The organism is Streptomyces sp. H39-S7 (assembly GCF_027158205.1).
Classification (GTDB): Bacteria; Actinomycetota; Actinomycetes; order Streptomycetales; family Streptomycetaceae; genus Actinacidiphila.
In genome coordinates, this window is the sequence record NZ_JAPVLU010000037.1 from 42,695 (window position 1) to 64,567 (window position 21,873).

At 72.9% G+C, this 21,873-nt stretch carries 19 protein-coding genes; 13 read left to right on the top strand and 6 right to left on the bottom strand.

Annotated features, from left to right (window positions below; genetic code table 11):
- The first annotated feature begins 108 nt into the window (after positions 1–108).
- The 4 genes from clpX (at position 109) to O3X23_RS30070 (ending at position 4,869) form a co-directional block, all read left to right on the top strand.
- Positions 109–1,416 carry an ATP-dependent Clp protease ATP-binding subunit ClpX gene (gene clpX / locus O3X23_RS30055; protein WP_269275036.1) on the top strand — a complete coding sequence of 436 codons (1,308 nt, stop codon included), beginning with the start codon at positions 109–111 and terminating at the stop codon, positions 1,414–1,416.
- Positions 1,417–1,430: 14 nt separating this feature from the next.
- Entirely contained in the window at positions 1,431–2,156 is a 726-nt protein-coding gene (locus tag O3X23_RS30060) for a class I SAM-dependent methyltransferase (RefSeq protein ID WP_269275038.1), read from the top strand.
- A gap of 108 nt (positions 2,157–2,264) precedes the next feature.
- The gene (locus O3X23_RS30065; RefSeq protein ID WP_269275040.1) at positions 2,265–2,963 is read left to right on the top strand and encodes a response regulator transcription factor; all 699 of its coding nucleotides are present in this window, start codon (positions 2,265–2,267) and stop codon (positions 2,961–2,963) included.
- Positions 2,953–4,869, top strand: coding sequence for a sensor histidine kinase (locus tag O3X23_RS30070; protein WP_269275042.1), 1,917 nt, complete (start codon positions 2,953–2,955; stop codon positions 4,867–4,869). The genes O3X23_RS30065 and O3X23_RS30070 overlap by 11 nt, the downstream gene beginning before the upstream one ends.
- Before the next feature lie 425 nt (positions 4,870–5,294).
- Here O3X23_RS30070 and O3X23_RS30075 read toward each other — a convergent pair whose 3' ends face one another.
- Together O3X23_RS30075 and O3X23_RS30080 are read right to left on the bottom strand one after the other, a co-directional pair.
- On the bottom strand, positions 5,295–6,098 hold the full coding sequence (locus O3X23_RS30075) for a CAP domain-containing protein (RefSeq protein WP_269275043.1): 804 nt from the start codon (positions 6,096–6,098) through the stop codon (positions 5,295–5,297).
- A gap of 242 nt (positions 6,099–6,340) precedes the next feature.
- Positions 6,341–6,886 carry a hypothetical protein gene (locus tag O3X23_RS30080; protein WP_269275044.1) on the bottom strand — a complete coding sequence of 182 codons (546 nt, stop codon included), beginning with the start codon at positions 6,884–6,886 and terminating at the stop codon, positions 6,341–6,343.
- A 35-nt stretch (positions 6,887–6,921) separates the two neighbouring features.
- Between O3X23_RS30080 and O3X23_RS30085 the strand changes: the two genes are divergently transcribed.
- Complete coding sequence (locus tag O3X23_RS30085; RefSeq protein WP_269275045.1) at positions 6,922–7,638, top strand: response regulator transcription factor; 717 nt, start codon at positions 6,922–6,924, stop codon at positions 7,636–7,638.
- Complete coding sequence (locus tag O3X23_RS30090) at positions 7,635–9,056, top strand: sensor histidine kinase (protein WP_269275046.1); 1,422 nt, start codon at positions 7,635–7,637, stop codon at positions 9,054–9,056. The genes O3X23_RS30085 and O3X23_RS30090 overlap by 4 nt, the downstream gene beginning before the upstream one ends.
- 36 nt (positions 9,057–9,092) lie before the next feature.
- Here the strand turns inward: O3X23_RS30090 and O3X23_RS30095 are convergent, their stop codons facing one another.
- Positions 9,093–9,299 carry a hypothetical protein gene (locus tag O3X23_RS30095; protein ID WP_269275048.1) on the bottom strand — a complete coding sequence of 69 codons (207 nt, stop codon included), beginning with the start codon at positions 9,297–9,299 and terminating at the stop codon, positions 9,093–9,095.
- A 125-nt stretch (positions 9,300–9,424) separates the two neighbouring features.
- Between O3X23_RS30095 and O3X23_RS30100 the strand changes: the two genes are divergently transcribed.
- Positions 9,425–9,817, top strand: coding sequence for a signal peptidase I (locus O3X23_RS30100; protein WP_269275050.1), 393 nt, complete (start codon positions 9,425–9,427; stop codon positions 9,815–9,817).
- Positions 9,818–9,839: 22 nt separating this feature from the next.
- On the opposite strand, the gene O3X23_RS30105 is transcribed toward O3X23_RS30100, so the two are convergent.
- Positions 9,840–10,694, bottom strand: a complete 855-nt coding sequence (locus tag O3X23_RS30105) for a helix-turn-helix domain-containing protein (protein WP_269275051.1) — start codon at positions 10,692–10,694, stop codon at positions 9,840–9,842.
- Between the two features lie 146 nt (positions 10,695–10,840).
- On the opposite strand from O3X23_RS30105, the gene O3X23_RS30110 reads away from it, so the two are divergent.
- Both O3X23_RS30110 and O3X23_RS30115 read left to right on the top strand, forming a co-directional pair.
- Positions 10,841–11,458, top strand: coding sequence for an NADPH-dependent FMN reductase (locus tag O3X23_RS30110; RefSeq protein ID WP_269275053.1), 618 nt, complete (start codon positions 10,841–10,843; stop codon positions 11,456–11,458).
- Positions 11,459–11,646: 188 nt separating this feature from the next.
- On the top strand, positions 11,647–12,102 hold the full coding sequence (locus O3X23_RS30115; protein WP_269275055.1) for a hypothetical protein: 456 nt from the start codon (positions 11,647–11,649) through the stop codon (positions 12,100–12,102).
- Between the two features lie 3 nt (positions 12,103–12,105).
- Here O3X23_RS30115 and cas3g read toward each other — a convergent pair whose 3' ends face one another.
- On the bottom strand, positions 12,106–15,033 hold the full coding sequence (cas3g, locus tag O3X23_RS30120; protein WP_269275057.1) for a type I-G CRISPR-associated helicase/endonuclease Cas3g: 2,928 nt from the start codon (positions 15,031–15,033) through the stop codon (positions 12,106–12,108).
- Between the two features lie 308 nt (positions 15,034–15,341).
- Between cas3g and O3X23_RS30125 the strand changes: the two genes are divergently transcribed.
- From O3X23_RS30125 to O3X23_RS30140, 4 genes are read left to right on the top strand one after another with little or no spacing between them, the layout of a single operon-like run.
- Positions 15,342–16,931, top strand: coding sequence for a discoidin domain-containing protein (locus tag O3X23_RS30125; protein ID WP_269275059.1), 1,590 nt, complete (start codon positions 15,342–15,344; stop codon positions 16,929–16,931).
- 46 nt (positions 16,932–16,977) lie between these two features.
- Complete coding sequence (locus tag O3X23_RS30130; RefSeq protein WP_269275061.1) at positions 16,978–18,390, top strand: alkaline phosphatase PhoX; 1,413 nt, start codon at positions 16,978–16,980, stop codon at positions 18,388–18,390.
- Positions 18,391–18,393: 3 nt separating this feature from the next.
- Entirely contained in the window at positions 18,394–19,710 is a 1,317-nt protein-coding gene (locus O3X23_RS30135; RefSeq protein ID WP_269275063.1) for an MFS transporter, read from the top strand.
- On the top strand, positions 19,707–20,708 hold the full coding sequence (locus tag O3X23_RS30140; protein WP_269275066.1) for a TolB family protein: 1,002 nt from the start codon (positions 19,707–19,709) through the stop codon (positions 20,706–20,708). The genes O3X23_RS30135 and O3X23_RS30140 overlap by 4 nt, the downstream gene beginning before the upstream one ends.
- Positions 20,709–21,318: 610 nt before the next feature.
- On the opposite strand, the gene O3X23_RS30145 is transcribed toward O3X23_RS30140, so the two are convergent.
- Positions 21,319–21,813 (bottom strand): hypothetical protein, encoded by a 495-nt coding sequence (locus O3X23_RS30145; RefSeq protein WP_269275068.1) that lies wholly within the window; start codon positions 21,811–21,813, stop codon positions 21,319–21,321.
- Positions 21,814–21,873: the final 60 nt, after the last annotated feature.

Sequence of the window (21,873 nt, forward strand, 5' to 3'; positions counted from 1 at the left end):
AAATGGTGACGTCATATGGTCGCAGCATTCGAGTGACCTTCCCCGGCTTCCGAGTCCTCGCCTGCGGGGCCATTCGACCGGAACGACCGTTTGAGGAGACATTTCCGCGTGGCACGCATCGGTGATGGCGGTGACCTGCTGAAATGTACGTTCTGCGGGAAGAACCAGAAGCAGGTCGGCAAGCTCATCGCGGGACCCGCCGACATCTGCATCTGCGACGAGTGCGTCGAGCTCTGCAACGAACTCCTCGTGGAGGAGACCGGCGACCCCCACGGGACCGGGTCGCCCGCGCTGCCGACCCCGCGCGAGATCCACGCGTTCCTCGACGGGTACGTCATCGGCCAGGACAGCGCCAAGAAGGCGCTGTCGGTGGCGGTCTACAACCACTACAAGCGGGTGCGGGCGCCGGCCGCGGGCAGCGGGCAGCAGCGCGGTGCGAAGGGCGAGACGGTCGAGCTCGGCAAGTCCAACATCCTGCTGATGGGCCCGACCGGCTGCGGCAAGACGTACCTCGTCCAGACCCTCGCCAGGATGCTCGACGTCCCGTTCGCCATCGCGGACGCCACCGCCCTCACCGAGGCCGGCTACGTCGGGGAGGATGTCGAGAACATCCTGCTCAAACTGATCCAGGCCGCCGACCACGACATCGGCAAGGCCGAGCGCGGCATCATCTACATCGACGAGATCGACAAGATCGCCCGAAAGAGCGCCGGGCCGTCCGTCACCCGTGACGTCTCCGGCGAGGGCGTCCAGCAGGCGCTGCTGAAGCTGCTGGAAGGCACCGTCGCGAGCGTTCCGCCGCAGGGCGGCCGCAAGCAGCCGCGCCAGGAGTTCCTCCCCTTCGACACGAGCAATGTCCTCTTCATCGTCGGCGGCGCCTTCGCCGGGCTGGAGCGGATCATCGAGCGGCGCGCGAGCCGCGCCGGCATCGGATTCGGCGGGGAGGTGTCGACCACGGAGCAGCGGCGGAAGCGGGACGAGGACGCCTTCGCCGACGTGATGCCCGCGGACCTCGTCGAGTTCGGGCTCATCCCGGAGATCGTCGGCCGGCTGCCCATGGTGACGACCGTGCAGCCCCTGGACCGGGCGGCACTGACCCGGATCCTGACCGAGCCGCGCAACGCGCTCGTCAAGCAGTACCAGAAGCTCTTCGAACTCGACGGTGTCAAGCTGGAGTTCACCGAGGACGCCGTCGCCGCCGTCGCGGAGCAGGCCCTGCTGCGCCGCACCGGCGCCCGAGCGGCCCGCACGATCCTCGAAGAGGTACTGCTCAACGTGATGTACGAGGTGCCGAGCCGCAGCGACGTGGCCCGTGTCGTCGTCGACCGCGACACGGTGCTCGACAACGTCAACCCGACGCTGATCCCGCGCGACCGCCCCGCCCCCGCACCGGAACCCGGCGAACGCACCGCCTGACTACGCTGGGGCCGGTGTTCACCTCCCAAGGACCTACGTTCCGCGAACTGACCGTGCAGGCGCTCTCCTCGATCGAGCACGGCTACGACCTGCTCGCGCCGAAGTTCGACCACACGCCCTTCCGCACCCCCGACCGCTTCCTGGACGCGGTGACCGGCGCGCTGCGCCCGCTCGGGCCGTTCGGCGCGGGGCTCGATGTCTGCTGCGGTACGGGCGCCGGGGCCGGGGTGCTGCGGGAGCTGTGCGAGGAGCGGGTCACCGGGGTCGACTTCAGCGCCGGGATGCTGGCCGCCGCCAGTGGGACGGTCCCGCCAGGGCAGGGGCCCGTGGTGGAGTGGGTGCGCGCGGACGTGCGGGCCCTGCCGTTCACGGCGGCGTTCGACCTGGCCGTCAGCTTCGGGGCGTTCGGGCACTTCCTGCCCGCCGAGCGACCCGGCCTGTTCGCCGGGGTCCACCGCTCGTTGCGGCCGGGCGGCGTGTTCGCCTTCCCCCTCGGTGCGCCGCTGCCCGTCCGCTCCCCGCTGTACTGGGCGCTGTGCGGCTTCGACGCCGTCATGCGCGTCCGCAACGCGCTGTGGCGTCCGCCGTTCGTCATGTACTACCGGACCTTCCCGCTGGGTGAGGTCCGCGACGACCTGGTCCGGGCCGGGTTCCGGGTGGAGCTGCTGCCGCTGGAGGAGTTCGGCAGCCGCCCCGACGGCAGCCCGCACTGCCGACTGGTGGTGGCCCGGCGCGTCTGACCCCCCGCGAAGGGCGCATTCTCGCGGGGGGATATGAGGAAAGTGTCAGGGTGCGGGAAAGATCTCCCGGCGGTATTCCTGAACACCAGTGCGTTTAACATCCCAGGGATGTGCGCACATATTCTGGTCGCGGAAGACGACGAAATGCAGGCGGAACTGGTACGCCGGTGCGTGGAAGCGCACGGCCACACCGCGACCGTCGTCCATGACGGCCGCTCCGCCGTCGACGAGGTGCGGCGGAGCCGGCCCGACCTGCTCGTCCTGGACGTGATGCTGCCGGAGATCGACGGCTGGGGCGTGTGCAGAATCCTGCGGCCCGGCAGCGACCTTCCGGTGCTGATGCTCACGGCCCGCTCGCACGAGGACGATCTGCTGCTCGGCCTGGAACTGGGCGCGGACGACTACATGACCAAGCCCTACAGCCCGCGTGAACTGATGGCCCGCATCCACGCCCTGCTGCGCCGCGTCCAGCGCCCGGCGGTGGCCGCCGACGGCGTCCTGTGGGTCGACACCCTGGCGGTGGACCCCGCCCGGCGGGCGGTGACCTGCGCGGGGGAGCCGGTCGTCTGCACGCCGGGGGAGTTCGAGATCCTGCGGGCACTGGCGGCCGAACCGGACCGGGTCTTCACCCGCGGTCAGCTGCTGGAGTGTGTCAGGGGCTACGAGCGCGCCATCTCCGAGCGCGCCATCGACGTCCACATCCTCAACCTCCGCAAGAAGATCGAGCTCGATCCGCGCAAGCCGGCGCGCCTGCTGACGGTGTTCGGGGTCGGATACAAACTCACCGGAGGCCGCCGTGGGCCGTAACGTCCCGCTGCGCAAGAGCCTGCTGGCCCGGCTGCTGGTCACCTCGATGCTGATCGCGGTCTGCTCGATCGTCGCCACCGCGTGGCTCGCGGTGCAGACCACCACCCGGGCCATCCAGCAGGAGCAGGGCCAGATCCTGTCCGACGACGCGATGATCCACGACACCCTGACCGGCTACGCCGCCGAACACCAGACATGGGGCGGCGTCCAGCCGACGATAGAGCGGCTGGCCCGCGCGACCGGCCGCCGCGTCGCGCTCACCGACCAGGACCGCCACGCGCTCGCCGATTCCGCGCCGAAGGGCCCCGGGCTGCCGCCGCGGGCGTTCGCCGTCATCGACGCCCTGCGGACCGACACCCCCCTCCCGGGGCAGAGCGCGACACAGCCCGTCTCCCGCATCGATCCGCGCGCCGTCGGACCGTACCGGCTGCCTGCCGCCGAACACGCGGAGCTGGCGCAGCTCGCCGGCAAGGTGCTGGCGTGCCTGCGCGATGAGGGGTGGACGGGGAAGGTGGTTGACGGCCCCAGCGGGCGGCCCACCGTGCAGGTGTCCCGCGAAGGAGAGACGACGCGCGACGCCTACGGCTTCGACGACTGCGGTCTGATGGAGCTGAACCGGCCCACCGCCACCGAGCGGCGCGCGCTGACCGGCCTCGACATCCTGGTGAATGCCTGCCTGTCCCGCCAGCGGTCCGTGGTCGCGGGCTATGTGACCCTGTCGGCCGACTTCACCTGGGCCAAGGGGCTCAAGGCGGCGCCGGACTACCAGGTGCTGCAGGAGTGCATCGACGCCAGCCGCCGGGAGCAACTGCGCACCTTCGTCGCGCCGGCCGCGCAGCTGTTCGTCAGCGACACCGGGACCAGCCCGCCGCGCTTCGACCTGTCCCGGGCCAACACGACCCGGATCGCGGGCGTGACCGGACTCGTGCTGCTCCTGACCGTCATGGTGACGGCCCTGATCGCCACCCGGCTGGTCCGACCGCTGCGGGCCCTGACCGACGCGGCGCAGCAGCCCACCGAACGGCACACCCGCGTCCCGGTCACCACGAGCGACGAGACCGGCTTCCTCGCCGCGGCCTTCAACGACCTGTCCGAACGCCGGGAGCGCACCGAGACCCAGCGCAAGGCCATGGTCAGTGACATCGCCCACGAACTGCGGTCCCCGCTGACCAACATCCGCGGCTGGCTGGAGATCGCCAAGGACGGCATCGTCGTGCCCGACCAGCGGCTGCTGTCCTCGCTCCACGACGAGGCGCTGCTCCTGCAGCACATCATCGACGACCTGCAGGACCTCGCGTCCGCCGATGCCGGCACCCTGCGGCTGCACCCGGAGCCGGTGCGGCTGCACGATCTGCTGCACCAGGTCGCCGACGCGAACCTCGCCCACGCACAGGTGGCGGGGGTGAGCATCGAGTGCCGGGTCGAGGGGGATCCGCAGCTGAGCGCCGACCCCGTCCGGCTGCGCCAGGCCGTGGGTAATCTGGTGTCCAACGCGCTGCGGCACACCCCATCGGGCGGCAGCGTCCGCCTGCACGCCCGGCGGAGCGACGACATGGTCGTGATCGAGGTCGCCGACACCGGTTCCGGGATCGCGCCCGAGGATCTGCCCAACATCTTCGACCGTTTCTGGCGGGCGGAGAGGTCCCGCAGCCGCCGCACCGGCGGCAGCGGACTGGGGCTGGCCATCGTCCGCCAACTCGCGCAGGCCCATGGCGGCACGGTGAGCGCTCGCAGCGTCCCCGGCGAGTCCACCGTCTTCACCCTGCGGCTGCCCCCGCGACCGGTCGCCGAAGCGGCGGCCGAGGCGGCCGGCCCGGCATCAGCGGGACGGGTACCTGGCGACACCGCCGTGCCACGCGGACGTTTCCGGCGGGAGCGCCCGCGCGACCGTCACCGCGGTCACTGACCTGGCCGGGGCGCCGGCCGTGTCGGCCGTGTCGGGTGCGTCGGGTGCGTCGGGTGCCAGGACCACCCGTGACGCCCTGACACCGCCCGCCCCGGAACCGGCACAGCCGGTCACCGCGGCCAGGACCGTGAAGGCGGTGGTGGCCAGCGCCACGGACCGCCACATCTGCGGCCGGTCGGGCGTCGATCGCTTCAGCGCACTCATCATGCCGAGCAGTTTCGTCGACACATTTTAGGAAGTTGTCAGGGTCCGCCGCCGAATCGCGCGCCGTCCGCAACGGTCGCGGAGGCCGGAACAGCCGCGACAGCGACCGCCACCGAGGTGGCGGTCGCTGTGCGGTTCCGCCGCGACGGGGAGGCGTGCGCTGCGGCGGCGCATATCCGCCATCGCGTCGTCTTCCCCGTTGCGGAGCGTGACGCGGAGGCTCAGTTGGAGAAGTCCTGGGTGAGCCAGACGGTGCCCGAACCGTCCCGGAATACCGCGATACCGATGTGGGTGAAGGACGAGCTCAGCATGTTGCGGCGGTGTCCGTCCTCGGGCGGCCGCTCGTCGAGCATGCTCTGGGTGAGTCCGAGTGCCATCTTGGCGATGGCCTGCCCGGTGTTCGCGACCGGCCCGCCGTCGCCGATGTTCTCTCCCGCCGACATCCACTGCACGCCCTGCGCCCGCTCGCGGTCGCCGAACGCGGGCTCGCCGGGGCACTGGTGGGACAGTCCGCAACCGGCGGACATCACCTTGTTGTGCGCCGCCGCACTGCGGTTCAGCCCTTCGAGGAGGGTGTAGGCCGGCAGTCCCTGGGCGGCCCTGGCCTGGTTGACCTTGGCCAGCACCTGCTGCACCGCGTCGCCGGAGACCGGCGGATTCGACGGGGCGGACGTGGTGGGGGCGGGCTTCGCCGGGGTCGTGGCCGGCGCGGGCCGGGGCGGCGTGGTGCGGCGCGGGGGAGTGGGGGTGGGCTTCGCCGGCGGTCGGGCGGGGCGCGTCACGGGCGTCGCGGGCCGCGTGTCCGGCCCTGGCGTGTGAGTGCCCACCGCTGCGGTGGGGGTCGCAGCGGTGGGCTGTCCCGGGGAGTGGCCGGAGCCGCCGCCTATGCAGGCGAAGGCCGTCCCGCCACCCAGCGCGGCGATGACGGCCGCGCCCATGACGGCTTTGCGCAGTCGGGGCCGACGCTGTGCGCGGTGCTGCGGCGAGGGGCCGCTGGGCAGATCGACGCGGCGGTGCGAGCTCATGTGGGGAGGACCTCGGGGGATCGGAGGCGGGGACCGGCGCGGCACACAGGGGGATGCACCGCGCCGGAAGTGTCACGACCGGTCGGAGGGGTGCTGCTTCGGTGACCGGGCGAAATCGAACTTAGGCGCTCTCCGGCCCCTGTCACACACCCCGACCGGGAACCTTAGGTTCTCCTAAGGTTCCCCACAGGTTCCGCTCGGTTCCGGCCCCCTCCTCAGCCCCCCGCGGGCAACGGCCGCGGCTACCAGGACACTTCGCGGGTGACCGCCTGGGGCTGCGGGTGGATGGTTCCCGTGGTCTCCGAACGGTGCGTCGCGCTGAGGAAGGTCACGGTCAGGGTGTCCGGTGCGTCCTGATCGGTGCTGGTGGTGAAACCCGGCGCCGGCACCGCGGAGACCAGGCAGATCGCGTCGGCCCCCATGTTGAACGTCACCCGGCCACCCACCGACTGCATGCTGTGCACCCCCGCGCCGCCCCGGCAGCTGCTCGACGTGTGCCCGCCGGTGGTCGCGGCAGTCGTCGGAGGCCGGGTGGTGGGCGCCTTGGTGGACGGCGTCACTGTCGGGGTCTTCCGGGTGGGAGCCGGCGGGGTCCTCGGTGCCGAGGTGGCGGGGACGAGCGGGCCCGGAGGGGAGGTCGGCGTGCTGAAGACCGTCGGCAGCGCACGGGCGGTCGGCGGCAGCGGCGCGGTCGAATGCACCACAAAGCGCACGGCCAGGAAGGCGGCGGTCACGGTCAGGGCCGTGCAGCACAGCCAGATCATGAGGTAGCGCAGCGGACGGGGCACGGCACCATCATGGCTGATCCGTTACGGTGTGCCGCATGGCCAGCGTCCTTGTCGTGGAAGACGACCCCGCCATACGCGCGGCACTGATCGAGATCCTGACCGGTGACGGGCATGTGGTGCGCAGTGCCGCCGATGGTTTCAGCGGACTGAGAGAGGTGACACAAGGGCCCCTCGACGCCGTGATCCTGGACCTGGGCCTGCCCGACCTGGACGGAAGTGACGCGCTGCGCATGATCCGTGGCATTTCCCAGGTGCCGGTGCTCGTGGTCACCGCCAGGGACGACGACGCCGAGATCGTCCGGCTGCTCAACGCGGGCGCCGACGACTACCTCGTCAAGCCCTTCTCCAGCGGGCAGTTGACCGCCCGGCTGACCGCGGTACTGCGACGTGTCGGCCGGGCCGTCGCCTCCGTCCCCGGCGGTCTGCACGAGGGCCCGACCGCGACGCAGGGCCCGATGGTCGTGGGTGAGCTGCGGGTGGACGCGATGGCCCGCACCGCGCACCTCGCCGGCCGGGAGCTGCAGCTGACCCGGCGCGAGTTCGACCTGCTCGCCTTCCTGGCGGGCAACGCCGGCCGCGTCGTCTCCAAGCGCAAGATCCTCACCGAGGTGTGGCGCGAGTCGTATGTCGACGATGCGACGATCGATGTGCATCTGTCCGCCCTGCGCCGCAAACTCGGTGAACGCGCGATCCGTCCGAAGTACCTGCACACCGTGCGCGGTGTCGGCATCAAGCTGGTGACGCCGCCGTGAGACGCACGCTGGCAGGGGTGGCACTGGCGGTCACCTCCATGGTGGCCCTGTCCTTCCTGATACCCCTCGCCCTGCTGGTGCGCTCCGAGGCCCGCAACCAGGCGATCACCGCCGCGGAACAGCAGGCTGCCGCCCTCGCCCCGGTGCTGGCCCTGACCGACGACATCCCCGACCTGCGCCAGGCCATCTCGGTGCTGGCCCCCGGCGAGGACCTGAGCGTCCACCTGCCGACCGGACAGGTCGTCGGACCGACGCACGCGCCCGCCGCCCTGCTGCGGCGGGCCGCCCGCGACGGCGAGGCCATCGCCCAGAACCGGCCCGGCGGCTGGGTCTACCTCCAGCCGGTCGTCCTGGGTCCCGGGCGGGTGGCGGTGATCGAGGAGTTCGTCCCCAAGGAACGGCTCAACCGGGGGGTGGCCGCCTCCTGGGGAGCCATCACGCTGCTCGCGGTGGCCCTGGTGGCCGGCTCCACGCTCGTCGCGGACCGGCTCGCGGCCCGCGTCGTGCGCTCCTCGCACAACCTGTCGCGCGCCACCTACGCCCTGGGCCGGGGGGACCTCGACGTCCGGGTGGACCCGATGGGACCGCCCGAGCTGTACGAGGCGGGCCTGGCCTTCAACGCGATGGCCGACCGCATGCTGGAGCTGCTCGCCGTCGAACGCGAACTCGTCGCGGACCTCTCCCACCGGCTGCGCACACCGCTGACCGCGCTGCGCCTGACCGCCGACCGGATGGGGCCGACCGCCGACGCGGAACGCATCTCCGCCGCGATCCACCACCTCGACACGGAACTGCACTCCATCATCACCGCCGCCCGCACCCCGCTCGCCGTGGGCCCGATGGGACGCGGTCTGCGGCCGCTGTCGGGGGCCGCGACCCCGGGCCGGCCGTCCGCCCCGGGCCCGCCCGCGGAGGGCTGCGCCGCCGCCGCGGTGATCCGCCGCAAAGCGGCTTTCTGGGCCGTCCTGGCCGAGCAGCAGCACCGGCCGTTCCACGCGGACATCACCGCCGAGGAGGCGCTGGTCGACCTGCCCGAGGACGACCTCGCGGCCGTCTTCGACGCCCTGGTCGGCAATGTGTTCCGGCACACCGCCTCCGGCACCGCCTTCGCGGTGCGCCTGGAGCGGGGCGCGCAGAGCGTGGTGCTCACGGTCGAGGACGCCGGTCCCGGCATCCCGGATCCGGACGGTGCCGTGGGCCGCGGGGTCAGTACGGTCTCCACCGGCCTCGGGCTGGACATCGCCCACCGGGCGGCCGCTGTGACCCGCGGAGCGGTGGAGATCGCCCGGAGCCGGCTGGGCGGCGCCCGGGTCCAGGTGACCTTCGGGCTCGCCGCCGCCCACAGCAGCGGCGGCCGCAGCAAACGCCGACGGCGCACCGGCGCCTCCCGGGGCGCGCGCTGGTGGACCCGGACCTGAGCCCGTCACGCCGCGCGCCATCGGCCGTACGGGTGCTCAGCCGAGGAGCACCGACACCACCGCCGCCGCGATCGTGACGACCGCGAAGCCGAGCATCGCCCCGCGCGCCCGCCGGGCCGGATCCACCCGCGGCAAGGGCTCGCGGCCGCCCCACAGCCGCTCGTGCGCCGCGCCCTCCGGGCCGTACGTGCTCAGCCACCGGACGACGAGCGGGGTCCGGTCCATGTTGTCGACGTCATGCATGTCAGTGCCAACGAACCGGCCGGGGACGGGAAACGCGCGCGGCCCCACCGCAACCGGATCGTCACCGCTCCCCGCCGCGAGGGCCGCGTCCGAGCGGAGACGGCCGGCTGCTACCGTCGGGAATCATGAACGACAGCGTGTATGTGGGCAATGCGGGCGTCGACGCCGCACTGGACCGGGGCTGGTTGCTCGGTCATTTCAAGGACGGATCCGACCCCCGGCACAGCGAGGACGTCGAGATCAAGTGGGGCGTCCACCCGCCGGGCGACGAGCGGGCCGTCTGGGTCACCGCCGAGGAGCGGACCGCGCTGCTCGTCCTCATCAAGGGCCGTTTCCGGGTGGAGCTTCCCGGACGGAGCGTCCTCCTGGCCGAGCAGGGCGACTACGTCGTGTGGGGCCGGGGCGTCGACCACTCCTGGTACGCGGAGGAGGAGTCCGTCGTGCTGACCGTCCGCTGGCCCTCCGTCGCCGGCTACAAGGTGGTCGAGGAGAACGACTCCGCGCGGGTGTCCGGCTGACGGCCGATCCCCGGCGCGGTCCTCAGCCGGAGACCGCGCGCAGGGCGCCGGGCCGGCGGCCGGTCAGGCGGTCGAGCGCGGCGGAGGTGGCGTCGTCCGCGGGAAGGTGGACGACGAGTCGCTGGTCGTCGTCGGCGGTCAGGTCGAGCGTCTCGTAGGCCAGGCGCAGCTCGCCCGCCCCGGGGTGGGCCAGCCGTTCGACGCCGTTGGACCGGGGAAGGCCCGGCAGGCGCTCCACCCGCCCGGCGAAGGCCGTCCCGGCGGTGACGGTCAGTTCGTCGGCGAGCGCGGCGACATGCGGGTCGGCCCGGAACGGGCCCTGCTTGAGAGCGGCCACCCGCTGGTCGGCGACGAGGTCCCAGTCGGGGTACACGGTACGGGCCCGGTCGTCGGAGAAGACGAAGCGCGTCAGGTTCGGGGGAGTTCCCTCCAGCAGGCCGAGGGGCCCCGCCAGCCGCTCGTACCCCGACGTCCAGGCGAGCACGTCGCTCAGCCGGTTGAGCAGCAGGGCGGGAACGGGCTCCAGGCGGTCGAGCAGCGCCAGCACGGAGGCACGCACGGTACGGGCGGGCGGCGCGCCGGCCAGACAGCTGAAGCCGGGGGCCGCGCCCTTGGTGAGACGGTGCAGGTGGATCCGCTCGTTCGCGGTCAGCCGGAGGGCGTCTGCCAGCGCGGAGAGCACCTGCGGGGACGGCCGCCGGTCACGCCCCTGCTCGAGCCGGGTCACGTACTCGACGCTGACACCCGCGAGCATGGCCAGTTCGGAGCGGCGCAGACCCGGGGTGCGGCGGCGGGTTCCGGTGGGCAGCCCCACCTCGCCGGGCGCGAGACCTTCACGGCGCACGCGCAGGAACAGGCCCAACTCGTTGTCACTCACCCGTCGAACGTAGCAGCCGCGCCCGGCCGGATCGTGGCCCTGCCACTACCAGTCCCGGCCCGGCCTTCCTGCCCGGCCGGCGGCCGGGCAGGTTGGGAGCCGTGACCCGCTGGGCCACCTCACGACGTACGACAGGGAGCACCGCCATGTCCGCACAGACCCGTCCCCGGCAGACCCTCCACCTCGCAGTGGTCATCGGCAGTGTCAGAGAGGGCCGGTTCGGCCCCGTGGTCGCCAACTGGTTCGTCGAACAGGCCGCGCTGCACGGCGGGTTCACGGTGGACCTGATCGACCTCGCCGACACCCCGCTGCCGCTCGAACTGCCACCCGTCCCGCCGGCGATGGCAGCGGAACCCGTCCGGCCCCCCGAGATGGCGGAGCTCACCCGCCGGCTCGGGGAGGCCGACGCGGTCGTGGTGGTGACCCCGGACTACAACCGCAGTTTCCCGGCCTCGTTGAAGGCCGCGATCGACTGGCACTACACCCAGTGGCAGGCCAAACCGATCGGGTTCGTGGGCTACAGCGGCGGCACCGGCGGCATCCTGGCCATCGAGCAACTGCGCCAGGTCTTCAACGAACTGCACGCCCACACGGTCCGCGACTACGTCTCCTTCCCCCGCTACTACCTGCTCTTCGGACCGGACGGCAGCCTGCTGGAGCCCGAGGGCCCCGACGCGGCCGCCAAGGTGCTGCTCGACCAGCTGCTGTGGTGGGGATCGGTGCTGCACGACGCCCGCCGGGACCGGCCCTACGTCGCGGCCTGAGTCCCGCCGGTCACGAGCGGAAGACCGTGACGCCGTGGTGGTGGGGGCGGGCGCCCTGGTGGTGAGCGGCGAAGGCCCGTGGGTGACCTGCTGTCGCCGTGGTCGTTTCCTGAGGTGAGAGGCCCGCACCACATTCCCGGGCCGGTGGTTACCCCAGGCGGCGGCAGGCCGCGGAACAGGACGACACGATGAGCAAGCACCAGAAGGGCCGCAGGCACCGGACGGTCAACCGCAACCCCCGTCCGGTCGGAATCGCGCGGCCCCCGGCCGCGCCCCGGACCCCGGCGGCGTCCGGCCCGGCCACCGGACGGACCGTCGTCGCGGACGAGCAGTCCGGTACCCGGGCACCGGAGACCTCGCAGCCGGCTGCCCGTCAGCAGCCGGCCACGCCGGAGAAGCCGGTGGCGCCGGACGCCCCCAGATCGTCCGAGGCGGTGCCGGACGGCGGCCTCGGCCACCATGCGGTGCGCACCTGGCAGGAGGTGCAGTCCGCCGGGGACGACGGCATCACGGTGGACGAGCTCTGCACGGCCGTCGGCTACCAGTCGCGCACCATCCTCAAGCACCTCAAGGTGCTGGCACAGGACGGTCTGGCCGAACCGCACGGCGAGCGGTGGCGCTCCACCGGCCAGAAGCTCTTCTAGTCGTCAGGTCTCGCGCTGGATGGAGCAGTAGATGTCGGCGAGCCGCACCATCGCCTCCAGCCGGGCCAGCCCCCACCGTCCGTACCGGAGGTTGAGCGCTTCGAACCGGGCGGGGCCCGCCGGGTCGACCGTCCGCGCGGTGTCCAGGGTCACCTCCCGACCGGCGATGGTCAGGCGGAGGACGCGGGGGTCCGGGTCGACGACCGGCGGCAGCAGCGGCCGGGCGAAACCGTGGTGGGACGCGACCAGATGGATGACCAGCTCGGTGTCGAGGTCGTCGCGGGCGGCCGTGTGCAGTGCGGCGATGCGGGCCGAGAGCGCCTCGTGCCGCATCCCCTGCGGATAGCCGGAGGCGCGCCGGGCCTTCCCGGACCCGGACCGGTCGGCCGGGTCCGTGCCGGACTTGGCGAGCGGCTCGGGTGCGGCGAGAGCGGCGGCGGCTGCGTCCTCGTAGCCGCCGTGCAGCATCGTCTGGAAGCGCGGGTCCCGCTTGCCCTCGTCGTGCAGGCCGGCCGCGAGGGCGACGGCGGCGACCGTACGGTCGTCCAGGCGGAGGTTGCGGGCGTAGCCCTCGGCAGCCGCGGACACCTCGGCCTGGTGCTCGGCGAGGGTCTGCGGCAGACCGGCCGTGGAGGGCTTGCCGAGGCTCGCCCGGCCGGCGACGAACAGCCGCAGGCCGCCGCCGACGGTGAGGAGCCGGCCGCCGCGGGCCAGCGCACCGAAGACCCTGAGGTGGGGGAGATCCCGGGGCGCCGCGCCGGCCAGTTCGGCGAAACGGCCGCGGTGGCGGGCTTCCCGTTCGAGGCCGAAGGGCGCGCTGTCGGCGCCGATCTCCGTGATCAGCCGGTCCACCGGGGAGGCGAGCGCGGGGTCGTAGGCGCGCACGGCGCTGCCCAGAGCCGGCCCGATCCGGACGACGGCCCGATCGTCGCCGCCGCCCACCAGGTCCGCCACGTCGACGACCGGGTCCGTGGAGCCGGGGTTCCAGCCGTACGCGTCGCACCCCCCGAAACCCGTCGGCAGGACGACGAGGTCCTCGGGCCCGAGCTCGTCGGGTGTGACGATCGCGGTGGCCGCGTCGAACCGGTACCGCAGGACCTCCACCCCGGACCCGGCGGGTGAGCCGTCGGCGGGCTCCTCGCCCGGCCCGGGGAACGCGTCGTCGTCGGAGATCGCGGCGGCGTTCGGGGCGCCGGTCAGCCACCGCCGTACGGCGTGCAGCGGCAGTTCGACGCTCTCCTCGGCGGCCGGCGGGAACAGGTTGACCGTGTCGCGCCACTCCTCGGCCGTCCAGGCCGCCTCGCGGGTCCGCCAGGCGACGCTGACGCGGGGGCGGACGTCCGGGCCGGTGCCGTGCAGGTACGGAGCGACCGGCACGTCGGTGTCCGGGACCGGCTCGGTGCGCACCCAGGCGTCCAGGGCCGCCGTGTGCACGGGGGTCAGGACCGGGCGGGCTCCCCGCATCGCCTCCCACTGCGCGGCGTCGGTATCGGCCGCCAACCGCCGCAGCGCGGCGGGGGAGACGGCCAGACCGGGGCCGGTGAGCTCGGGCGTCTCGCCGGGGGCGGTGACGAGCGGCGGGCAGAGCCCGGTCAGCCGGCGCCAGGTGGCGTCGCGCGCGTCGCCGCCGGCCCCGCCCGTGTCGTCCGGGGCGCGGACCACGACGGCCCGCGCCGCGGTGCGCCGCCCGACGCGGTTGAGCCGGCCCAGCCGCTGGATCAGCGCGGGGAGCGGGGCCGCCTCGGTGACCAGAGCGTCGAAGTCGAGGGCGGCGCCGACCTCGACGGTCTGGGTGGTCACCACGTAGAACGGGCCGTCGTGGCGGGTCTCGTGGCCGGTCCTCGTCCGGTCGTACCACCGGCGGCGCAGGTACTCCCGGTCCACGGCGCGGCTCCGCCCGGTCAGCAGCACCTTCTCCCCGGGCAGCAGGTCCAGGACGGCTCGGGCCCGCCCGAGCGTGTTGCAGACGACGCCGACGACCTGGCTGTCGGCGACCTGGCCGCCGACGGCCTGCCCAACGGCGGCCGACTGCTGGGCCCACGCGGCGAGGGAGGCGGCCATCGACCCGTCGGGGTCGGCCCCGTCCGTTCCGATCTCGACGGGGTACAGCCGCTTGGCCGATCGCAGGCGGGGGCCCGCCACCGGGTGGCGTTCGTCGTCGTCCGTGATGCCGTGCGCGTCGGCGCCGCCGTGCCCGGCGACGGCCGACATGGTCATCAGGACCGGGCGCAGCTCCTCGGGTGTCCCGTCCAGCGCGAAGGCGGCGCGCACCGCGGCCGCGAACTCCTCGGCGCCGTGTGCCTCGTCGAGGACGATCAGCGAGTCGGTGCCGGTCAGGGCGGCGTCGATCGACCGGCGCCGGGCGCCGGCGCCGGAGCCGCGGAAGAACAACCGGCTGCCCACCTGTTCGACGGTGCCGGCCACCAGGGAGAGCCGGTCCGGGCGCTCCAGCCAGTTCGGCGACCAGGTCACCCCGCCCCGCATCCGGCTCGCCTCCAGCACCTCGTTGTCGCCCTCGCGCCACAGCGCCCGCGCGACACGTCCGGTGATCGTGCCCACCGGCGGAGCCGACGGATCCGGCCGGCCGGCGTGCGGATCCGACATCGCCCGGCGCAGCGTCCGGGCGAGCCGCGCCGCGTGCTCGTACGCCTGGCCGGCGACCAGCCGCCGGTCCACGGCGTAGAAGATCCGCAGGGGTGTCCGCGAGGGGCCGGAGCCGGCTCCGGGCCGGCCGCGCCGGAGGGCGGCGGTGAACACCGCGACATCCAGGACCCAGATCTTGCCGAGCCCGGTCGGCACCGTGACGGCCCGTGGCCAGCCGTCCCTCACCACCCGTTCCACCAGCGCCGTCTGCCACGGAAAGGGCTCGTATCCGTGTGTCTCGCGGCAGAAGGCGGTGAAGTCGCCCGGATCCAGTGCGCGTTCCAGCATGGGGCGGACTCCTCCTGAGGTGCCGGCGCCCAGTTTCCCACCCCGGCCCCGGGGTTGTGAAGGTCGGCCGGGCCGTCGGGCGAGGCGCGCACCGGGTGAACGCCGGGTTGATCCGCATGACAAGTTAGGAAACTTTACTAACTCCTATTGACGGTCCTCCGGAGCTTTGCCACTCTCGCTGCACGCGGCTTGGCGCGGCATCCCTGGATGTGACGCGCTCAGTGAGAGATCTGTCCCGGCCGTGGGCCTCGCGACGTCCCGGCACATCCGGGCGCCGCGGTTGGATCTCCCACGCCCGGAGGCAGACGTTGTCCCAGTCCCCGCCCGCCCGCCATCGCCGTCTGTACGGCCTGGTCGCGGTCCTCGCCCTGCTCATCGGCCTGTCGGCCACGTCGTCCGGACACGCCGCCGGCGACGTCCTGCTGTCCCGCGGCAAGCCGGCCCTGTCGTCGTCCGACGAGAGTTCCTCCTACAACGCGGCCAAGGCGGTGGACGGCAGCACCGCCACCCGCTGGGCCAGCGAGGAGGGACTCGACCCGCAGTGGATCCGCGTCGACCTCGGCGCCACGCGCACCCTCAGCCGGGTGCACCTCGACTGGGAGGCCGCCTACGGCAAGGGCTACCGCGTCGAGGTGTCGCCCGACGGGTCCGTCTGGACCAAGGCGTACTCGACGACCACCGGTGACGGCGGCATCGACGAGGTGACCGTCCCGTCCGGCACCTCCGGCCGCTACGTCCGGGTGTACGGCACAGCCCGGGGCACCGCCTACGGCTACTCCCTCAACGAGTTCGAGGTGTACGGCCCGGCCGGCGGCCCGGACACCAGCGCACCGACCGCGCCCGGGAACCCGCGGGTGACCGGCACCACCGCCACGTCCGTCTCCCTCGCCTGGGACGCGTCCACCGACGACACCGGCGTGACCGGCTACCAGGTGACCCGCGACGGCGCCGTCGTCGCCACCCCGACCGGCACCGCGTTCACCGACCCGGGCCGCACCCAGGGGACGGCGTACACCTACACCGTCAGGGCCCAGGACGCGGCCGGCAACCTCTCCGCGGCGAGTGCGCCGGTGACCGGCACCCCCGGTCCGAGCGCGGCCTCCTTCACGGTCGTCGCCGCCGGCGACATCGCCGACCCCGGCTGCTCCGCGGGCAAGGACTGCGGGGCGGAGAACACCGCCAAGCGCGTCGAGGCCATCAACCCCGACGAGGTCATCACCCTCGGCGACAACCAGTACGACACCGGCAGCCTCAGCGACTTCAAGAAGTACTACGGGACGACCTGGGGCCGGTTCCTGAACAAGACCCACCCGTCGACCGGCAACCACGAGTACGACGACAGCACCCCGGCGGCCGGCTACAAGGCGTACTTCGGCAGCCGCGCCACCCCCGACGGCAAGACCTACTACAGCTGGGACCGCGGCGGCTGGCACTTCGTCGCGCTCGACACCGAGATCTCCATGTCCGCGACCTCCGCGCAGGGCAAGTGGCTGGAGGCGGACCTGAGCAAGAACACCAACGGCTGCGTCGCCGCGTACTGGCACCGGCCGCTGTACAGCTCCGGGCCGCAGGCCGACATGGTCAGCAAGCCCGTCTGGCAGATCCTGCGGGCGCACGGCGCCGATCTGATCCTCAACGGCCACGACCACCTCTACGAGCGGTACGCACCGCAGAACGCGACCGGGGGCGCCGACCCGGCGGGCGTACGGGAACTGCTCGTCGGCACCGGCGGCGCCGACAGCTACGGCTTCGAGAGCGCACAGCCGAACAGCCAGAAGCGGATCACCGACGTCAAGGCCGTCCTGAAGCTGACCCTCACCCCGACCACGTACGCGGGAGAGCTGATCCGCGACAACGGCTCGGTGCTCGACACCTTCGGTCCCGTCACCTGCCACTGACGCACGCTCGACCCGCGGCCCGCGCCGTGGAACAAGGAGACAACACGTGAAACGACACCTGACGGCCCTCGCCGCCACGGTGGCCCTGGCTGCCGGGGCCGGTGCGATCTTCGCCGGCGCCGCGCCCGGCCGGGCCGACGCCGCCGACCGCGGCAATCCGCACGGCGTCACCGGCGACCTGGCGCACTCCTCGACCCGGGGGATCTCCAAGGCGGAGGCACTGGCGCACCCGGAGCGACTGGTCACCCTCGCCAAGAGCCTGAACGTGCGCGTGGTCAACGCGCGGCTGCCGCTGACGACCGATCAGGGCGCCCTGTGGCCCAGCGACACCGACCCGCGGTGGCTCATCAGCTGCAACGAGAGCGACCCGGACCAGCCGGGACTGCTGCGCACGGAACTGGCGACCGGCAGGTCCCAGACGATCCTGACCGGCACCGAGGCATGCGACCCCGTCCGGCGCACCGCCTGGGGAACGATCGTCATCGGCGAGGAGACCGGTGGCGGGCCCGAGGGCGGCCGGCTCTACGAGCTGATCGACCCGCTGCACACCACCGGAGTCACGCTCGACCGGGCCACCGGCCGCTTCAGCGGCGGCACCGGAGCGGCGAACCTGACCGTCCGGGCCGGCATCGGCCGGATGTCCTACGAAGGCATCTCGGTACTGCCCAACGGCCTGCTCTACTACGCCGACGAGAACCGTCCCGACAAGGGCGCGCCCGGTGGCGCGCTGTTCAAGTTCGTGCCGGACAAGCCCCGCGCCGCGGGCGCGGGGGCCGTCCACCGGCTGAGCGAGTCGCCGCTCGCGTCCGGCCGGGTCTACGGGCTCCGGCTGGGCCGCTACGAAGGTGGCCGGGACTACGGCCAGGGCACCCAGACCGGCCAGGGCGCCTGGATCCCCGTCCCCGACCGCACCGACCCCGACCTGACCGGGGCCACCGAGGCGCTCCATCTGACCGGCCTGTACCGGCCGGAGGACATGGACCTGGACGGGACCGCGCTCGCCGCGGGGCAGGTGCGCGCCTGCGTCAACGAGACGGGAGCCGAGGACGAGGCGCAGAACTGGGGCCAGTCGGTGTGCCTGACCGACGGGACGGTGGCCGCCGCCACCACCAACGCGGCGGTCCCGCAGCTCCAGTTGTTCGTCCCGGGCAGCCCGGCGGTCAACATGCCCGACAACATGGCCTTCCGGCCCGGCCGCGGCACCTGGGTCGTGCACGAGGACGGTGACACCGAGAGCGATCTGCAGGGATTCCACGGCAACGACCTGTGGAGCTGCCTGCCGGACGGATCGGACCCCGACCTGCAGAGCGACGGCTGTATCCGGGCGGCGACCGTCAACGACCCGATGGGCTCCTTCACCGGAGGCGTCTTCGACGCGACCGGGCGCCATCTGTACGTGATCGTCCAGTACAACATCACCGGCTACGGCGTACTGCTCGACATCAGCGGGTGGAAGTAGCCGATGTACATCTCGGCGAGCAGCGGTACCCGTCCCGCCGACGGCGCCCCGGGCCTCCGCCGGGGGCGCCGGGCCGGACTGCTGCGTACGGTCCCCGCCAACGTGGTCGCACTCGGCGCCGTCAGCATGGTCACCGACGTCTCCTCCGAGATGGTCAGTGCGGTGCTGCCGCTCTACCTCGTTCTGCAACTGGGCCTGAGTCCGCTGGCCTTCGGCATGTTCGACAGCCTGTACACCGGTGCCACCGTCCTGGTGCGGCTCGTCGGCGGCCATCTCGCCGACCGCCGCCAGCGCCGCAAACTGGTCGCCGGGATCGGCTACGGGCTGTCGGCGGTGTGCAAGCTCGGCCTGCTGGCCGCCGGGAGCTCGGTCGGCGCGCTCGGCGCCGTGGTGGCCGCCGACCGGGCCGGCAAAGGCCTGCGCACCGCCCCGCGGGACGCGCTGATCTCCCTCAGCACCCCGCCGCAGACGCTCGGTCTCGCCTTCGGAGTGCACCGGGCGATGGACACCGTGGGCGCCTTCATCGGCCCGCTCGCGGCGTTCGCGGTCCTCGCCGCGACCGGCACCGCCTACGACGCGGTGTTCGTCGTCAGCTTCTGCGTCGCCGCCCTCGGTGTGGTGCTGCTCGTCTCGCTCGTCCGGGACCGGCAGGATCCGCCCCCGGACCGGCGCGAGCCCGCGCTGCGCGCCGCGTTCGGACTGCTGCGCGCGGCCGCGTTCCGCCGCACCTGCCTGCTGACCGCCGCACTGGGCCTCGTCACGGTCAGCGACTCCTTCATCTACCTCCTGCTGCAACGGCGGCTGGGCATCGCCCCGGAATACTTCCCGCTGCTGCCGCTCGGCACCACCGGCGCGTACCTGCTGCTCGCCGTGCCGCTGGGACGGATGGCGGACCGCACCGGCAGGTTCCGGATGTTCCTCGGCGGGCACGTGGCGCTGCTCGGCGCGTACGCGATGCTGCTGGGACCCGCGGGCGGACTGCTCGTCCTGGTCCCGGCGCTGCTGCTGCACGGGGTGTTCTACGCCGCGACCGACGGCGTACTGATGGCCGCGGTCGGCCCGCTGCTCCCCGCCGGGCTGCGGACCAGCGGGATGGCGCTGCTGCAGACCGGCCAGGCGGGCGCCCGGGTGGTGTCCTCGATCATCCTCGGCGCGGCCTGGACGGCGTGGGGTCCGCGCACCGGGCTCGCGGTGATGGCGGCGGGGCTGGCGGTGTGCCTGCTGGTGGCCAGGTTCGGCTTCCCGACGGACGACGTCGGGACCGACGCCCCCGACACACCTCCCGATGTCCCGTCGCACCACCAGGAGACGAGCGCATGATCGACATCCGCCGGCACGCCCATGTCCGACTGCTCGCACCGGTGCTCGCCCTGCTGGTGCTGGCCGGGCTGGGGGTCGGCTACAGCGTCCACGCGGCCCGGCGCGAAGCGGTACCCGCCTTCCACGGCGAGCCGATCGACACCGGCCGCCCCGGCCAACTGCTCTTCCGGGACACCGCCCCCGGGGCCGGCCACGGCAACATCGCGGCGGTCCCGGCCGGCGGATCCGCCGCTCCCCGCACGGTCAGCGGGCTGGGCTGCGAGCGGTTCTACAGCGCGGCCGGCACCGGCGTCTGCCTCGTCACCAGCACCGGCGCCGTGCCCAGGACGTACGCGCTGATCGTCGACCGCCAACTGCGCGAGGTCCGGCGGGTGAAACTGTCGGGCATCCCCAACCGCGCCCGGGTCTCGCCCAGCGGGCGCATGGTCTCCTGGACGGTGTTCGTGCAGGGGGACTCCTACAACCGGGGCGGCTTCTCCACCTGGACCGGGATCCTCGACACCCGCACGGGTTACGCGGTGCAGAACATCGAGGACATCCCGCTGTTCATCGACGGCCACCGCTACCGGGCGGCCGACGTCAACTTCTGGGGTGTGACCTTCGCGGCGGACGACAACCGCTTCTACGCGACCGTGACGACAAAGGGGAAGACGTACCTCATCCAGGGCGACTACGGCAAGTGGGAGGCGCACACGCTGCGTGAGAACGCCGAATGCCCCTCCCTGTCGCCGGACGGCACCCGGCTGGTGTTCAAGAAGCGGGTCTCCGCCGACGCGGCGCGGCCCTGGCGGCTCCACGTGCTCGACCTGGCGACGATGCGGGAGACCCCGCTCGCCGAGACGGCGAGCGTGGACGACCAGGCCGCGTGGTTCGACGGGCGCACCGTCATGTACGCCAAGTCCCGGAGCAAGGGAGGCTCCGATGTCTGGGCCGTCCCGTCCGACGGGACGGGAAAGCCTCGTGCACTGATTGTCGACGCAGCGTCACCGAGTCGCTGAGGGAAGGGTTCCGGACACGCACGGTGGCCGCCGGAAGTCCTCCGGCGGCCACCGGCCTTTCCCTGTGCGAAACCTGAGTCGCGGTACAACTCGGACGAGGGGCCCCAAGAGTGGGCGTACGAACGCCGTCAGGCCCGGCGCTGTCACGAAGTTGCGTCAAAAGCGAACCCAGACCGGTGCTCAAGCGTCTAAGGAGTGAGCACAACGAGCCTGCCGGGCACAGCCGTGGCGGTGCTGGAGAGTCAGGAGCGCGAAATGGACCCGGAGCCGGTCGTTGACGTCAGTAGACGCGTCGTCTGTCCCCGCTGCCACAGAGTGAGATGCATCTGCCCGTGAGCCGGGCGAAGCCGCCGGTCTGCCACGTGCTGCCGTCGGGCGCTGCCGCTGGCGCTGCGGGTTCCGGACGCGAATCCGCGCAGCGAGGCCGGGCAGGTCGTGACCGCCGTCCACCTCATGCTCGGCCACGTCGGGGCCGCCCTGTCCGAGCGGTACACGAGCGAGGAGCGGCCGCGCCACCCGGAACCGGTCCCGGGTGGCGCGCCGGAAGGACCGGATCAGGCCGTGGGGCCGCGGTGGCGGGTTCCCGCGACGAGCCTTCGGCCCGGTCGGCTCAGGGCCAGTCCTGGGACATCGAACGGTCCTCCCGGGCGATGGACTTGCACAACTGGCGCACGAGGGTGTGCGGGCCGACGTGCTTGGCGGCCAGTTCCAGCGCTCTTTCGACGGCGAAGTCGAACGGGTCGCGCAGGATCTCCGCACGGCGCTGCGGATCGGCGGCCGCGGCGGCGAAGAGCGACTTGAACGTGCCGCCCTCGCGGCAGGACCAGGCATCGAGCAGCCCGATGGTGTAACTCCGGCCGGCTGAGGCCTGGTTCTTGCCGGCGGCCTCGGCATCGGGGCCGGGGGTCCATTCCCCGCCCTCGGCACGATGGATCCGCATGATGTAGGTCACTGCGGCCTTGGTCAGGGTGTACAGCGTCTCGTCGTCGAGTTCGAGCAGCAGGTCGATCCTGCCGCCGGCGGTCGCCGACTCGCCGAGAGCGGCCTCGGCGACGGCGGCCTGGAGCAGTACATCGCCCCGCTGAAGGGCATTCATGTCGAGCACGGAGATCCTTGGGTGTGTGGCCGGGGGTTCGCGGAGTTTCGGCGCGAAGCGGGCCGTCCA

Coding starts and splice junctions, on each gene's coding strand:
- O3X23_RS30065 (WP_269275040.1), top strand. CDS start 2,265: ATGTGCGCACATATTCTGGTCGCGGAAGACGACGAAATGCAGGCGGAA.
- O3X23_RS30075 (WP_269275043.1), bottom strand. CDS start 6,098: ATGAGCTCGCACCGCCGCGTCGATCTGCCCAGCGGCCCCTCGCCGCAG.
- O3X23_RS30085 (WP_269275045.1), top strand. CDS start 6,922: ATGGCCAGCGTCCTTGTCGTGGAAGACGACCCCGCCATACGCGCGGCA.
- O3X23_RS30095 (WP_269275048.1), bottom strand. CDS start 9,299: ATGCATGACGTCGACAACATGGACCGGACCCCGCTCGTCGTCCGGTGG.
- O3X23_RS30100 (WP_269275050.1), top strand. CDS start 9,425: ATGAACGACAGCGTGTATGTGGGCAATGCGGGCGTCGACGCCGCACTG.
- O3X23_RS30110 (WP_269275053.1), top strand. CDS start 10,841: ATGTCCGCACAGACCCGTCCCCGGCAGACCCTCCACCTCGCAGTGGTC.
- O3X23_RS30115 (WP_269275055.1), top strand. CDS start 11,647: ATGAGCAAGCACCAGAAGGGCCGCAGGCACCGGACGGTCAACCGCAAC.
- cas3g (WP_269275057.1), bottom strand. CDS start 15,033: ATGCTGGAACGCGCACTGGATCCGGGCGACTTCACCGCCTTCTGCCGC.
- O3X23_RS30135 (WP_269275063.1), top strand. CDS start 18,394: ATGTACATCTCGGCGAGCAGCGGTACCCGTCCCGCCGACGGCGCCCCG.
- O3X23_RS30140 (WP_269275066.1), top strand. CDS start 19,707: ATGATCGACATCCGCCGGCACGCCCATGTCCGACTGCTCGCACCGGTG.